Here is a 13,502-nt window from a genome sequence, read left to right on the forward strand (position 1 = left end):
GGCAGATCGAATGCTGTGATCTGCTGACCGATGTCGCCGTTATCCGCACTTTCGACCGGATGACCGGGAAGGCGGCCAAAAAACCAGAGACTGACTTCGCACCGGGCCGGCGGTGGGGCGCTCGCGCGCGCCATGACGCTTGCCCGGACCGACGAAATTGCCAGCTTGGGGAACAGCAGAACATGCGCAGCCTTCGTCATTCCTGCACCGTGGCGGCGTTGGCCACGGGCCTCTCTTTCCTCGCCGCCCAGGCCTTCGCGCAGCCCGCCGGGGTCCTGCGCGTCGCCGTGGGTGCCGATCCGGCGACCTTCGACCCGGCCTTCAACGACCTGCCGGTCGGCAATGCGGTCGATCTCGCGGTGCTGGAGGGGCTCTTCCGTCTCGATCCGCAGAACAATGTCCAGAAGAGCCTCGCGACGGACTCCTCCTTCTCGCCGGACGGCAAGGTCTTCTCCGTCAAGATCAGGGCGGGGAAAACCTTCAGCAACGGTGACCCGCTGAACGCGGAGGCGGTGGCCGCGAGCTTCAACCGCATGCTCGACGAGAAGACCGGCTCGATCTATCGCGGGCTCTACGCTTCGCTCGGCACGGTGAAGGCGGTCGGCGAGGATACGGTCGAGTTCCACATGGCCGAGCCCAACGGCCACGTGCTGATGCTGCTCGCCAGCACCGCAGCCAGCATCGTCAACGTCAAGGCGCTCAAGGAGATGGGCGCCGAGTACGGCCGCAAGCCTGTCGGCTCGGGCCCCTATATGGTCGAGCGCTATGTCGGCGGCGAAGGCTTCCGCCTCGTGCCCAATCCGAAATATGCGGGCGATTATCCGGCCACGCTGAAGGCGATCGAGTTCACCGTGGTGCCGGAGGACGGCTCGCGCATGGCGCTGATGGAGACCGGCGCCGCCGACATCGTCGAGCGCGTGCCGCCCGAATCGATCGCCGCGATCAATGCGCTCAAGAGCGCCAAGGTCGTCACCCCGCCGAGCATGTTCTCGATCAACATGGAGATGGTGCTGCGCGGCCCGCTGGCCGATCCGCGGGTGCGCCAGGCGCTGAACCTCGCCGTCGATCGCGAGGGCATCGCCAAGGGTGTCCTCGGCGGGCTGGGCACGCCCTCGGTCGGCATGGTCGGCCCCGGCACGCAGGACGAATTGCGCAAGACCTTCCCGCCGATCCCGTTCGATCCGGCCGGCGCCAAAAAGCTGCTCGCGGAAGCCGGCTACAAGCCCGGCCAGCTCGCGCTCAGCTTCACCTGCCCGACCGGGCGCTACATCAAGGACGTGCAGGTCTGCCAGGCCCTGGCCGGCTCCTTCGAGGATGTCGGCATCAAGGCGACGCCGCTCGTCGTCGATCGCGGAACCTGGACCAAGGTGGTCGGCATGGAGCCGGCCCAGCGCACCGACAATATGGGCATGGTCGGGCGCGCCACGGCGGGCATGGACTACACGCTCTACCGCCTGTTCTACACCGGCGTCGGCGCCAACCGCACCGGCTATTCCAATCCGCGCGTCGACGCCCTGCTGAAGGAAGGCCGGGCCACGACCGATCCGGCGAAGCAGAAGGCGATCTATGGCGAGGTCCAGGAGATCGTCTGGAAGGACCAGCCCTTCCTCTTCCTCTGGTACCAAACCCAGGCGATCGGCGTCGCCAACCGCGTCCAGGGCTTCGCCGTCCAGCCCAACGAGACGCTGGTCTTCGACAAGGTGACCCTGAACTAGCGCATTTTCGAGCGAAGTGGGCACGGGTTCGCGTGAAGAAAATGCGATCAAACAAAGAGTTGGAGCATTTCGGCGTTTCTGCAAAACGCGGAAATGCTCCGGCGCCACGCAAGCGGAGGGCCGGACGATGTTCGTTCTGAGACGCCTGGGCGGAGCGCTGCCGACGCTGTTCGCGGTCTCGCTGCTCGTCTTTCTCTTCGTCGACCTGATCCCAGGCGACCCGGCGCAGATTCTCGCCGGGCCGACCGCCTCGAACGAGGAGATCGAGAGCATCCGTCAGTTCCTCGGCCTGAACGAGCCTTTGCTCACGCGCTACGGCCATTTCCTGCGCGGCATCTGGGACCCGGCCGTCGCGACCTCCTTCCGCACCCATCGCCCCGTCGTCGTCGAACTGGCGGAGCGGCTGCCGAACACGCTGATCGTCTCGATTGGCGGGCTCGTCATCGGCGTCGTCGTCGGCACGCTCGCCGGCATTGTCAGCGCGATGCGCCCGGGCGGCTTCGCCGATGCGGCGATCACCGTGCTGACACTCGCGGGGATCTCGATGCCGATCTACTGGCTCGGCCTGCTCTGCATCTGGCTCTTCGCGGTCCATCTCGGCTGGCTGCCGGCGGCCGGGGCCTCGACACCGGCGCATTTCGTCCTGCCGATCCTCGTCATCGCCACGCGGCCGGCCGCGATGTTCAGCCGCCTCGTCGCGGCCAGCCTGACCGAGACGATGGGCAAGGACTATCTCGACACCGCCCGCGCCAAGGGGCTGAGCGAAACCCGTGTCGTGCTCGCCCATGCCTTGCGCAACTCGCTGATCGCGGCGGTGAGCGTCGCCGGCGTGCAGTTCGGCGGCATGCTCGGCGGCTCGGTCGTCACCGAGACTGTGTTCGGCATCCCCGGCGTCGGCCGGCTGCTCGTCGATGCGGTCTCGCGCGCCGACTATCCCGTGATCCAGTACGCGATCCTGATGTTCGCGGTCTTCTTCGTCGTCATCAACCTCGTCACCGACCTGCTGACGCAATGGCTCGACCCGCGCACCCGCGAGCAGGAGAGGCCGGCATGAGCCTGGTGCAGGACATGGCCGCTGGCGCTCCTCCTCTCGCCGCGAAATCCGACGCTGCCCCTCCGCGCCGGCGCTGGACCCTGCTGTGGCGCATCCTCTCCCAGCCCAAGGGCGCGATCGGGCTGACGCTGGTCGTGCTCTATCTGCTGCTCGCAGTCTTCGGGCCGATGCTCGCGCCGCAGGACGCCTTCCGCCAGAACTTCGCCCAGACCCTGCGTCCGCCTTCCGCCGCCCACTGGTTCGGCACCGACCAGCTCGGCCGCGACGTCTTCAGCCGCGTGCTGGTGGGTGCGCGCGCGACGCTCGGCATCGGTGTCGGCGGTGTCGCCGTGGCGTTCCTCATCGGCGTGCCGCTCGGCATCCTCGCCGCCTGGCGGCGCGGCTGGATCGAGGCGGTGCTGATGCGCGCCATCGACATCATGCTGAGCTTTCCCGACATCGTCTTCGCGCTAGCGGTGGTGGCGATCCTCGGCGCCAATACCCAGAATGTCATCATCGCGGTCGGCGTGGTCGCGGTGCCGGTCTTCGCTCGCACGGCCCGCGCCGTGACGCTGAGCATCCTGGCCGAACCCTATATCGAGGGCTCGGCCGCGCTCGGCGCGAGCCCGGCCCGCATCATCCTGCGCCATGTGCTGCCGAACATCTCGGGCACGCTCCTGACGCTCTCGACCCTGCTCTTCGCCTCGACGCTGCTCTCGGCCTCCGGCCTCGGCTTCCTCGGGCTGGGCACGCAGCCGCCCTTCCCGGAATGGGGCACGATGCTTGGCGAAAGCCGCTCCTACATCCGCAGCCACCCTTATCTCGCGACCTTCCCCGGCCTGTTCCTGGCCGTCTCCGCGCTTGCCTTCAACCTGCTGGGCGAAGCGTTGCGTGTGATCTACGACCCGACCAGCCGGCGTAGTGCCGGGAGGGCGCCGCTCTTCGCCTTCCTGCGCCGCGGTTCCCCGACAATTCCCGCCACTGCTCCCGACGCTGTGAACGCCGTTTCGGTCAAGGCCCTGCGCATGGCCTTCCGGACCCGCGACGGCCTGCTCGATGTCGTGCGCGGGGTCGATCTCGCGATCCGTCCGGGCCGGACGCTGGCGCTGGTCGGCGAATCCGGTTCCGGCAAATCGACCTTGCTGCGGGCCATCGGCACGCTCGCCAATCCACAGGAGGTCGCGATCACGGAAGGAGCGATCGGCATCGGCGGGCAATCCGCGCTCGGGCTTTCCGCGACGGCCCTGCGCGAGCTGCGCCGACGCAAGATCGGCGTCGTCTTCCAGGACGCGGCGAGCGCCCTCAACCCGGTCCTGACGGTCGGCGCCCAGCTCGCCGAGGCGGTGAGCGCCGGATCGAGCCTCGACAAGGAAGCCGTCCGGCAGCGCTGCATCGCCCTCTTGAAGGATGTCAGGATCGCCGATCCCGAGCGGCGCCTGGCCATGTATCCGCACCAGTTCTCGGGCGGGATGAAACAGCGCATCGTCATCGCGATCGCGCTCGCCCAGGACCCGCAGGTGCTGCTCGCCGACGAGCCGACCAGCGCGCTCGACGTCACGATCCAGCAGCAGATCCTGGTCTTGCTGCGCGAGATCCAGGCGAAGCGCGGCATGGCGGTGCTGCTCGTCACCCATGACCTGGGCCTTGTCGCCCGCTTCGCCGACGACGTCGCGGTGATGTATGCCGGCCGCATCGTGGAGAGCGGCGAGGTCGCGACCGTGCTGGAGCGGCCGCTGCATCCCTACACGCTGGCGCTCAGCGCCTCCGCGCCCGGTGCCGGCGAGGGGCGCGGCCGGCCGCTGCGCAGCATTCCGGGCGAGCCGCCGCTCATCGGCCAGTTCCCGGCGGGCTGTACCTTCCGCCCGCGTTGCCCGCGCACGCAAGGGCGCCCGGACTGCGCCGAGCGGGAGCCCGAGCCGCGGACCGTCTCCGGCCGGCAGGTCGCCTGCCTCTTCGCCGAGGAGGGCCTGTCGTGAACGCGCCCTTCCGCCTGCCACCCCGACATCCGGACACCGAGAGCGACGACATCGTCGTCGTGGATCGGATCAGCCGGCATTTCGGCGGCCGGAAGACGCTGTTGAGCCGCGTCGCGGCGCCGGTGGTGCGCGCCGTCGACGGCGTCTCGTTCAGCGTCCGGCGCGGGACCTGCTTCGCCATCGTTGGCGAATCCGGCTCCGGCAAGAGCTCGCTCGCCCGGCTCGTCGTCGGCTTGCTCAAGCCCACTGCCGGCGAGGTCACGATCGACGGCACTCGGCTCTCGACGCTCGACAAGACCGGCCTGCGCGCGCTGCGCCGCAAGGTCCAGCTCGTCCTGCAGGATCCGCGCGCCTCGCTCGATCCGCGCATGACCGTATTCGACACCCTGTCTGAGGCGCTGACCGTGCATGGCCTGCATCGCGAGCGCACAGCCCGCGCCGCGCGCATCGATGCCGTGATCGCCATGGTCGGGCTGAACCCGGCGCATCTGGTCCGCTATCCACACGAGCTCTCGGGCGGCCAGCGCCAGCGCGTCGCCATTGCCCGCGCCATCATCTGCGAGCCGGATATCCTCGTCCTCGACGAGCCGGTGAGCGCGCTAGACGTTTCCGTACAGGCGCAGATCATCAACCTGCTCGCCGAGCTGCAGGCCCGCCTCGCCCTGACCTATATCGTCATCACCCATGACCTTGCCCTGGTCGCCCACATGGCTGACGCGGTTGGTGTCATGTATCTCGGCCGCTTCGTCGAGCAGGGCGATGTCGAGGAGGTCTGCGGCGCGCCGCGTCATCCCTATACGCGCAGCCTGATGGCGATTGCCGCGCCTGCGGTGCCGCCGCAGCGCGCCGGGCGCCCCGCTTTGCTCGAAGGCTCGATCCCGAGCCCGCTCGCCATACCCAGCGGCTGCAGCTTCCACACGCGCTGCCCGCTCGCTCGCGAGCTCGCCGCCGAGGGCCTGCCGGGCGTCAACACGCCCGACGGACGCTTGCCGCGCCGCTGCGTTGAGGAAACGCCCGTTCTCCACCCTGCGCCCGGGGGCCGCAGCGCCGCGAGCTGTCATTTCGCGGTTGAACGCCCCCACATCCAAGAGAGTTGAAAGACGAAGGATTCGATCGATGTCCGATCACAACAGCGCCTCCGAAGTCGTCATCGTCGGCGGCGGCATCTACGGGACGAGCCTGGCCTATCAGCTCGCCAAGGCGGGCCGCAGCGTCACCCTGCTCGAGGCTGGCGAGATCGCCGGCGGTGCCTCGGGCGGGCCCGGCGAGCGTGGTGTGCGCGCCAGCGGCCGCGACCTGCGCGAATTGCCGGTCTGCGCGCTGGCCCAGCAACTCTGGGCCGAATACCAGGCCAGGATCGAGGGCGGCGTCGGCTACCGCCGCGTCGGCGGCCTCAAGATCTACGACGTCTCCTACGGCCATCGCGAGCACGAGGTGCGCGGCCGCATGGAAGCGACCGCGATGGTCCAGGCGAGCCTCGGCACACCCTCCGAGGTGCTCTCGCGCGACGAGGCGCTCGCCCGCGAGCCTGAACTTGCTCCCGGCATCCTCGGCGCGATCTGGTGCCCGCATGACGGCGTCGGCGACCACAGCTTCGCGACGCGCCAATTCGCCAAGGAGGCGGCTAAGGCCGGCGCCGTCATCCGCACGGGCGCCAAGGTCGCCGAGATCGTGCAGACGCGCGGGGCGGTGACGGCGGTCAAGCTCGCCAGCGGCGAGACGGTCCCGGTCGGCTCGCGCCTCGTCGTCGTCGCCAATGCCGGCGCCGAGGCGCTGCTCAAGCCCGTGCTGAAACCGCATGAGCTCGGCCCGGTCTGGAACTTGATGCCGCAGATGCATTTCGTCTCGAACCCGCTGAACAGGACGATCAACCACCTGCTCTCCCATGCGCATCGCCGGCTGGCGGTGAAGCAGCTCCCGGACGGCACGATCATGCTCTCGGGCGGAGCCCATGTCGGCTACACGCCGGAAGGGCTGTGGAAGGGCTCCCTCAGCTCGATGACGCAGAACGTCACCGACGGCCTCCTGACCATGCCCTTCATCGACAACTCCAGCCTGCTCAGCGTCGACGCCTCGCGGGTGGAGGCTGTCGCGGCCGACCAGATTCCGCTGATCGGACAGGCCGAGGCGTTGCCGAACCTGATTTACGGCTATGGCTGGTCCGGCCACGGCTTCGCCATTTCGCTCGGCTTCACCAGGCTGTTCAGCGAATGGATCGCGACCGGCGAGAAGCCGGAGGCGCTGGAGCCGTTCTCGCCGCTGCGTTTCCACAAGCCGGCCGAGATGCTCAAGGCCGCCGCGCTCGGGCGCGCCGCGGCCTGACCCCTCCACACCATCGACGCCAGCCGGCGGATGCGGCCCTGCCCGCATCCGCCGCAGGACAGGATCTGGATTCATGCTGACCGATTTCGACCCCGCCCGCCCCGGCAAGACCGTCCACGACCTCGGCCCGATCGTGGGGCCGCCTGAGGGGATCGCAGGGGAGATCCTCTGCTGCATCAATAATGGCGAAGGCCCCTCGGTGCTGCTGCTCGGCGGCATCCATGGCGACGAGTACGAGGCGCAGATCGTGCTGCGCCGCCTGGCCGAGCGGCTGACGCCGGCCGATGTCACCGGGCGCGTCATCATCATCCCCTCGCTCAATTTCCCGGCCTCGCAGAAGGGCAAGCGCCTCTCTCCCTTCGACGGCCAGAACATGAACCGCCGCTTCCCCGGCAAGGCGGACGGCACGCCGACGGAACGGCTCTGCGCCTTCGTGACGGAGCGGCTCTTCCCCGCCGTCGATCTGCTGATCGACGTTCATGCCGGCGGCAGCGACGTCTCGGTGGTGCCGATGGTCTTCGGCTTCGCGACGCAGAAGAGCGTGGTCGACGATGCCCGCCTGAATCGGCTGATGGAAGCCTGGGGCTACCGTTTCGTCCAGCATGTCGACGGCATCGACGAGACGGCCTGCGGTGCCGCCAAGCTCGCCGATCTCGCCTCGATCGAGGTCGAGGGCGGCGGCGGCCGGATGAAATCCGAAGAGCTGACGATCATGGAGGACGGCCTCCTGCGCGCGCTCGCCGATTTCGGCGCGATCAAGCCGCAGCTAGAGCCCGTGCCCTTTGCCGGCGTGCATTTCAGCGCCGGGGCGGACGGGCAATATCTCGCTCCTGCGCCTGCACTGGTGGAACATTGCATTGAGCTCGGCGACAAGGTTGAAAGTGGGCAACTCGTAGCGCGACTGCACCCGATTGGTGGCGTTTCCGCGAATGCGCTTGAGATCAAGGCGCCGGTGTCCGGCTTCGTCCTGCGGCAAACCGAGCATGCTTTTGTGGCCAAGGGGCAGCTCGTTGGAAACATAGGCAGCCTGATCTAGGCAAAGTGAGCGATCCGGAGCGAATGATCCGGATGCTGTTGATCGGCTATTGCTTCGGCATCCGCTCCGAGCGTCGCCTGTGCGAGGAGGTGCGTCTGAACCTGGCCTACCGCTGGTTCTGTCGGCTCGGGCTCGACGGCGGCGCGCCTGATCACTCGACCTTCTCGAAGAACCGGCAGGGCCGCTTCCGCGAGAGCGATCTGTTGCGCGAGCTGTTCGAGACGCCCGTGCGGCTCTGCATCGCGGAGGGGCTGGTCGGCGGCGAAGGCTTTGCGGTCGATGCCAGCCTGATCAAGGCTGATGCCAACAAGCAGCGTTCGGCCGAAGCCTCCGAGCCGGTCGACTGGGACGATCTCGCCCGGACCCGCTGCTCGGTGCGCGAGTATCTCGACACGCTCGACGAGGCCGCCTGGGGCGCGGCCAGCGAGGCCAAGCCGAAGTTCGTCTCCCGCTCCGATCCGGCGGCGCAATGGACCGGAGCCCTGAAGGGCCAGGCCTTCTTCGCCTATGCCCCCAACGATCTGATCGATCTCGATCACGCCGTCATCGTCGAGGTCGAGGCCAGCCGCGCGATCCGGCAGGCCGAGGTCGGCTCGACCCGGACCATGCTCGGACTGGACGCAAGAGCGCTTCGGCCTGTGGCCGGCCAAGCTCGCCGCCGACGGCGCCTACGGCTCACCGTCGTCGAGGGACCGGGCGATTGCGGGCGGGGACGTGTTTTCGTTTCGTCGTGCAGTGAATTGGACGAACAACAAGTTGGCGCCAACCACGAGTGATGCGCCGATCAGCGTGGCGACGAGACGATCGAGCAGCAGATCGTTCTCCAACGTCCGACCGGCGTCGATGAGCAGGATGATCAGCGGCGTCATCACAGCCGAGTAGGCAAGATAATTGCCGCCCCGCAGCACAGGGCGCACAGCGGCCAGAAGCCCGATGGCGACCACGAGAGCCCACGCGGGCAGTCCCAGCCGCAGGAAGATCCCTGCCGCGGCAACCCCGAGTGCCGTGCCAAGCGCCCTCTGTGTTGCCTTGATCGGCACAGTCTCCACGTGCCGCGGAGTCAGGATCGCCACGGTCAGCCCGATCCAGTGAAAATGATGGTTGGGCCAGGCGATATCCAGCCCCGTAGCAATCGCCAGGCAAGTGACCAGCCTTGCAGGGTAGCTCCAGCCGGCCGGCGCGGCGAGCGAGCGTCGCCAGCGGACGAATTTCTGTCGTGCCGTCGGGACCCGGACCGGCGCATCGGCGGGCTCCGGCGCTGCTTGCCGGGTTCGGCGGGCGAGGGCGCCGAAAAGCAGGTTGAGCCCTGAGGTCCAAAACGCACCCGCGGAAATCAGCCCCACGAACCCCAGCGAGGTCAATGCGCGCACGGGTTCCGCAGCCGGCGGCACGGCGCTCACAATCATCAGGAAGAGGACAAAACGGGTCGCCGCTACGACCATGAAGCGACTGAAGCCGCTGATCACCGCAGCGATGCCCGAAAGCAGGAGCAGCCCGACATTGCTCAGCCAGCCATATCCTCCAAGAAGGGCTGCACAAAGCGCAGCGAGAACTATGGGAACGAGCGCATCGAGCTCGCTCTTTGCATGTGCCTGCAAGCCTGCGCCAATCTCCACGCGCCCCACCGCGAGGCCGCCGATGGCCGCAGCAAGGCCCAGCTCGAGGTGCCCTCTCTGCATGGCGAGAAGCACCGGGCAGGCCATGCCCAGCCCCGCCGCAAGAATCGCGGCGACCTCGATTTTCCCGTCTGGGGACCAGCGAAGAGCCTCCCGCAGATGCGCTCTTGTGCTCAGGTTCGGCATTCGCTCCGGATGTCCTGGTGCCTCCCGATATAATACGCTATGCGTAGCATATGGAAAGTTCATCCCGTGAGGAAGCCATATCGGTTCTGCGGGCCGTTCTGGCGCTCGGCCGCCGGCTGCGAGCAGAGCGTCCGAAGGGTTCGGTCACCCTGTCCGCTGTCAGCATCCTCGGAACCCTAAGCCGGCTTGGCCCTATGGCCGCCACCCAGCTCGCTACCGAGGAACGTCTTCAGCCCCAGTCGCTGACTCGCATCCTCGCGGGTCTGGAGCAGGAGGGCCTCATTGTCAGAGCCCGAAGCGATGCCGATCGGCGCGAAATCCTCATTGCCCTCAACGATCGAGGGCGGCGCGTGTTGGCCGACGATATTCATGCGCGGCGGGTCTGGTTGGAGAACGCCATCGCAGCCGTGCTGAACGAGAAGGAGCGCGATCTGCTGTTCGCTTCGTCCGAGGCCATGCTCAAGCTTGCCCTCCACCGCGGCCCTGGTGATGAAGAGGCTGCAGAATGACAGCCCCCAGGGTTCGGATTTCGGCGGCTCCTGCCGAAGGCGAATGACCAGGCGGGACTCGGCCCGGCGCTTGGATTGCCGATAGGTCTCGACAGCATCGGCGACTGCCGCGCGCTCGCGTTCTTCGTCGCTAGCGGTGGTACAGCCCAGCAGTTCCTCCGCCCGCTCCAGCGCAGCGGTCAGCTCCTGCTCATCGCGGATGACGAGATGGGCCACGGCGCATCAACCGGCGCCTCATCCGTTCGTTCCCTTCGGCGTCTATCGATCGGCTCATAGAACTCATGCGTATCGCCCCGCGCATGAGGTTCTTCGAGCCGCTTCACGCGCCTTCCCCGTCGAATGGGGCTGCGGCTGCGATCTCGCCTGTAGTGATCGGCTTGATCGGCATGCGCTGCCTGAAGTAGCCGATCTCCTCCTGGCCTTTCCCGCTCAGCGCGGACATCGTCTCCGTGACCGTATGCCCGCACATTCGGCCCTGGCAGGGCCCCATCCCGCAGCGCAGGAATCCCTTCGCCTGGTTAGGGCCTGCCGCGCCCTCCTTCACGACGCGCGCGATCTCGCCGCGCGTCACCTCCTCGCAGCGGCAGATGATGACGTCGTCCGCCTGCGGCACGACGAAGGCGTCGCTCGGCCGGTAGAGCGTCTCCAGGAACGGCCTGACGGCGCGGTCGCGCCCGAGCGCCGCCCGCAAAGGAGTGCCGGCCCTGTTGCGCTCCCGCTCGTCGATCGCGCCGAGGTCGCGGGCGATGTCGAGTGCGGCGAGCGCGCCGCTCAGCCGCGCCGAAACGGCGCCGGCGATTCCGGCTTCGTCGCCGGCGATCCAGAGCCAGGGCTGGCTGGAGCGGTTCCACTCGTCGAGCGCGGGCCGCCAGCAGCGCTGGCGCTCGTCCCAGAGGTGCCGGCAGCGCAGAGCCATGGCGAGATTCACATTGGGCACGACGCCCTGATGGAGCGCGACACGGCCCGTATCGGCGCGCTGCCAGCGCCCGCCGCTACGCCATCTCACGCCGCGTATGGCGTCCTCGCCTTCGAGCTCCACCTGCTCCACGCCGCGCTCGATCCGAACGCCCGCGGCCCGCAGCTCGCGGATCAGACCGAGCCCCTTGAACAGATAGCGGGCGGCGAGAAGGGCTCGCGGGAGATGCGGGAGTGCCGCGCCGAGGTTCCTCCGCGGTGTCGTCTCGATGATCAGCCGCGGCGGATGGCCGGCGCGACAATATTGCGCCGCGACGAGGTAGAGCAGCGGCCCGCAACCGACGAAGACAATGTCGTCCTCCACCAGCCCGGCGGATTTCAGCAGGATCTGGGCCGCGCCGGCGGTCATCACGCCGGGCAAGGTCCAGCCGCGGAGCGGAAAGGGACGCTCCATCGCACCGGCCGCCGCGACGATCCGGCGCGCGAAGGTCACGCCCGAGCCGCTGCGCGAGCGCCAATGGATCTCTCCCTCTGCGATGGACCAGACCATCGTCCCGGCGCGATGCTCCGCGCCGGAGCGCTGGAAGGCCTCGACCAGGTCGAGACCCGCATAATAGTCCGGTCCCAGGATGTCCTGGCGATCCCGTTCCGGCCGCTCGGTAACGGCGCGATAGATCTGGCCACCGGGTCGGCCGGCCTCGTCGAACACCACGCAGCTCAGCCCCTGCTTCCGGGCCATGACGGCAGCCGCCATGCCGGCCGGCCCCGCGCCGATGATCGCGACGTCGAACGGGGCGATCACCGGTTGATCTCCGCGGCACCCGCCTGCGGCTCGACGACCATGCCGCCATGCACGATCTCCAGGCAGGCCTGCCGATTGGGCTCGCCATCGACCGTGACGAGGCATTCGAAGCACACCCCCATCATGCAATAGGGGCCGCGCGGGGCCCCTGATCGCGGTGTGCTGCGGAAGGCCTTGATGTCGGCACGCAGAATGGCCGCAGCGAGATTCTCCCCTTCGCGGGCGGGAATGGCTCTGCCCGCGAAGGTGAACGAGGTATCGAATTCCCGGAGGTCAAGACGCTGGAACACTGAAGCGATCCGATGAGAAAGGCTGCCAGGCCGGATCCAGCCGGCCGGCGGACAATGCGGTGGCAAGGGGGCCGGCATGGAACGGCGCGAGCGTGACGCCGCTATGGACCGTGACCAGGAAGGCGCCCGGATGGGCCGCCGACTCGGCATAGACTGGCATGCCGTCCGGCGACATCACGCGCAGCGCCGCCCAACTGCGCACGACCTGCGCATTGGCGAGCAGCGGCAAGGCGGCGACGGCGCGTTGGGCCGTCGTCTGGATGACATCGGGCGTGGTGCGATCGTCCAGCCCGGCCTCTTCCGAGGATTCCCCGAAGATGACGCCGCCCTCCACCGTCTGGCGGATGAAGCTGATCCCGTAGCGCAGGAAAGGCTTCAGTTTCTCCGTGACCAGAATCTGGCCCCGGACGGGACGGATCGGAGCGAACAGGCCCAGCCCGGGTGCGAGTACCTTGTTGCCGAGCCCGGCGGTCAGGATCACCCGATCGGCGAGCCAGTCGCCCTGAGGCGTCTCCACCCGAAAACCCGAGCCGTCCGGCGCAAGGCGCGTTACGGGGTGGCCGGGCCGGTAGTCGCCGCGCCGTTCGAACACCGACAGCAGGGCGCGCAGCAGATGGAACGGGTTCGTCGTGCCGTCGTCGCTGCAGAACGTCGCCCCGACCACCGCGGAGCCGACCTCGGGCAGCAACCTGCGAATGCCGGCATTGTCCATGACCTCGAATCGGCTCGGCACCGTGGCCTGGGCATCCAGATCGGTCAGCGTCTTGCTGCGGCGTTCCAGTTCCGCTTCCGTGAAGCAGAAGAAGAACGCCCCGGGCCGCCGGAAATGCAGGTCGATCCCGCTCTCGGCGCCGAGATCGTGGGCGAAATCGTCCCAATCCTTCGCCGCCCGCCGGGTCAGGTCGGCATAGGCCGGGCCGCCCGCGCCCTTGCCCTGCACCCAGACATTGCCGAGATTGCCGCGTGCCGCCCGAAAGGCGATGTCGCCCTCGTCGAACAGCGTCACCTTTTCACCGCGGGCGGCGAGACCATAGGCGACGCTCGCGCCGACGATGCCGCCGCCGATGACGGCGATTCCCGTCTTGTGCGGGCTCCTCATGCG

11 protein-coding genes and 1 pseudogene are annotated in these 13,502 nt (G+C 68.2%); 8 read left to right on the forward strand and 4 right to left on the reverse strand.

Going from position 1 to position 13,502, the window contains the following annotated elements; translation table 11 throughout:
- The first annotated feature begins 182 nt into the window (after window positions 1–182).
- The 7 genes and pseudogenes from GGC47_RS17970 to GGC47_RS18000 form a co-directional block, all read left to right on the forward strand.
- Window positions 183–1,715 (forward strand): ABC transporter substrate-binding protein, encoded by a 1,533-nt coding sequence (locus GGC47_RS17970; RefSeq protein WP_038363356.1) that lies wholly within the window; start codon window positions 183–185, stop codon window positions 1,713–1,715.
- A gap of 127 nt (window positions 1,716–1,842) precedes the next feature.
- Window positions 1,843–2,769 carry an ABC transporter permease gene (locus tag GGC47_RS17975; RefSeq protein ID WP_038363357.1) on the forward strand — a complete coding sequence of 309 codons (927 nt, stop codon included), beginning with the start codon at window positions 1,843–1,845 and terminating at the stop codon, window positions 2,767–2,769.
- Entirely contained in the window at window positions 2,766–4,724 is a 1,959-nt protein-coding gene (locus GGC47_RS17980; RefSeq protein WP_429068580.1) for a dipeptide/oligopeptide/nickel ABC transporter permease/ATP-binding protein, read from the forward strand. The genes GGC47_RS17975 and GGC47_RS17980 overlap by 4 nt, the downstream gene beginning before the upstream one ends.
- On the forward strand, window positions 4,721–5,821 hold the full coding sequence (locus tag GGC47_RS17985) for an ABC transporter ATP-binding protein (RefSeq protein WP_142023172.1): 1,101 nt from the start codon (window positions 4,721–4,723) through the stop codon (window positions 5,819–5,821). The genes GGC47_RS17980 and GGC47_RS17985 overlap by 4 nt, the downstream gene beginning before the upstream one ends.
- Window positions 5,822–5,840: 19 nt before the next feature.
- On the forward strand, window positions 5,841–7,046 hold the full coding sequence (locus tag GGC47_RS17990; protein ID WP_142023173.1) for an NAD(P)/FAD-dependent oxidoreductase: 1,206 nt from the start codon (window positions 5,841–5,843) through the stop codon (window positions 7,044–7,046).
- A 73-nt stretch (window positions 7,047–7,119) separates the two neighbouring features.
- Window positions 7,120–8,082 carry a M14 family metallopeptidase gene (locus GGC47_RS17995; protein WP_185748052.1) on the forward strand — a complete coding sequence of 321 codons (963 nt, stop codon included), beginning with the start codon at window positions 7,120–7,122 and terminating at the stop codon, window positions 8,080–8,082.
- An 11-nt stretch (window positions 8,083–8,093) separates the two neighbouring features.
- A pseudogene (locus GGC47_RS18000) lies at window positions 8,094–8,760 on the forward strand (transposase); the annotation flags it as partial.
- Here GGC47_RS18000 and GGC47_RS18005 read toward each other — a convergent pair.
- Window positions 8,751–9,947 (reverse strand): FUSC family protein, encoded by a 1,197-nt coding sequence (locus tag GGC47_RS18005; RefSeq protein ID WP_142023175.1) that lies wholly within the window; start codon window positions 9,945–9,947, stop codon window positions 8,751–8,753. The pseudogene GGC47_RS18000 and the gene GGC47_RS18005 overlap by 10 nt on opposite strands.
- Window positions 9,948–10,078: 131 nt before the next feature.
- Between GGC47_RS18005 and GGC47_RS18010 the strand changes: the two genes are divergently transcribed.
- Window positions 10,079–10,393 carry a MarR family winged helix-turn-helix transcriptional regulator gene (locus GGC47_RS18010; RefSeq protein WP_429068585.1) on the forward strand — a complete coding sequence of 105 codons (315 nt, stop codon included), beginning with the start codon at window positions 10,079–10,081 and terminating at the stop codon, window positions 10,391–10,393.
- A gap of 319 nt (window positions 10,394–10,712) precedes the next feature.
- On the opposite strand, the gene GGC47_RS18015 is transcribed toward GGC47_RS18010, so the two are convergent.
- The 3 genes from GGC47_RS18015 to GGC47_RS18025 are packed head-to-tail and all read right to left on the reverse strand — an operon-like array spanning window position 10,713 to window position 13,499.
- A complete protein-coding gene (locus GGC47_RS18015) occupies window positions 10,713–12,110 on the reverse strand; it encodes an FAD/NAD(P)-dependent oxidoreductase (protein WP_370955028.1) in 1,398 nt (465 codons plus the stop codon).
- Window positions 12,107–12,400 carry a (2Fe-2S)-binding protein gene (locus GGC47_RS18020; RefSeq protein ID WP_112763725.1) on the reverse strand — a complete coding sequence of 98 codons (294 nt, stop codon included), beginning with the start codon at window positions 12,398–12,400 and terminating at the stop codon, window positions 12,107–12,109. Before GGC47_RS18020 ends, GGC47_RS18015 begins: the two co-directional genes overlap by 4 nt.
- Window positions 12,384–13,499, reverse strand: a complete 1,116-nt coding sequence (locus GGC47_RS18025) for an NAD(P)/FAD-dependent oxidoreductase (protein WP_142023178.1) — start codon at window positions 13,497–13,499, stop codon at window positions 12,384–12,386. The genes GGC47_RS18020 and GGC47_RS18025 overlap by 17 nt, the downstream gene beginning before the upstream one ends.
- Window positions 13,500–13,502 lie beyond the last annotated feature (3 nt).

This window comes from Allobosea sp. OAE752 (assembly GCF_050433265.1).
Lineage (GTDB): Bacteria > Pseudomonadota > Alphaproteobacteria > Rhizobiales > Beijerinckiaceae > Allobosea > Allobosea spartocytisi.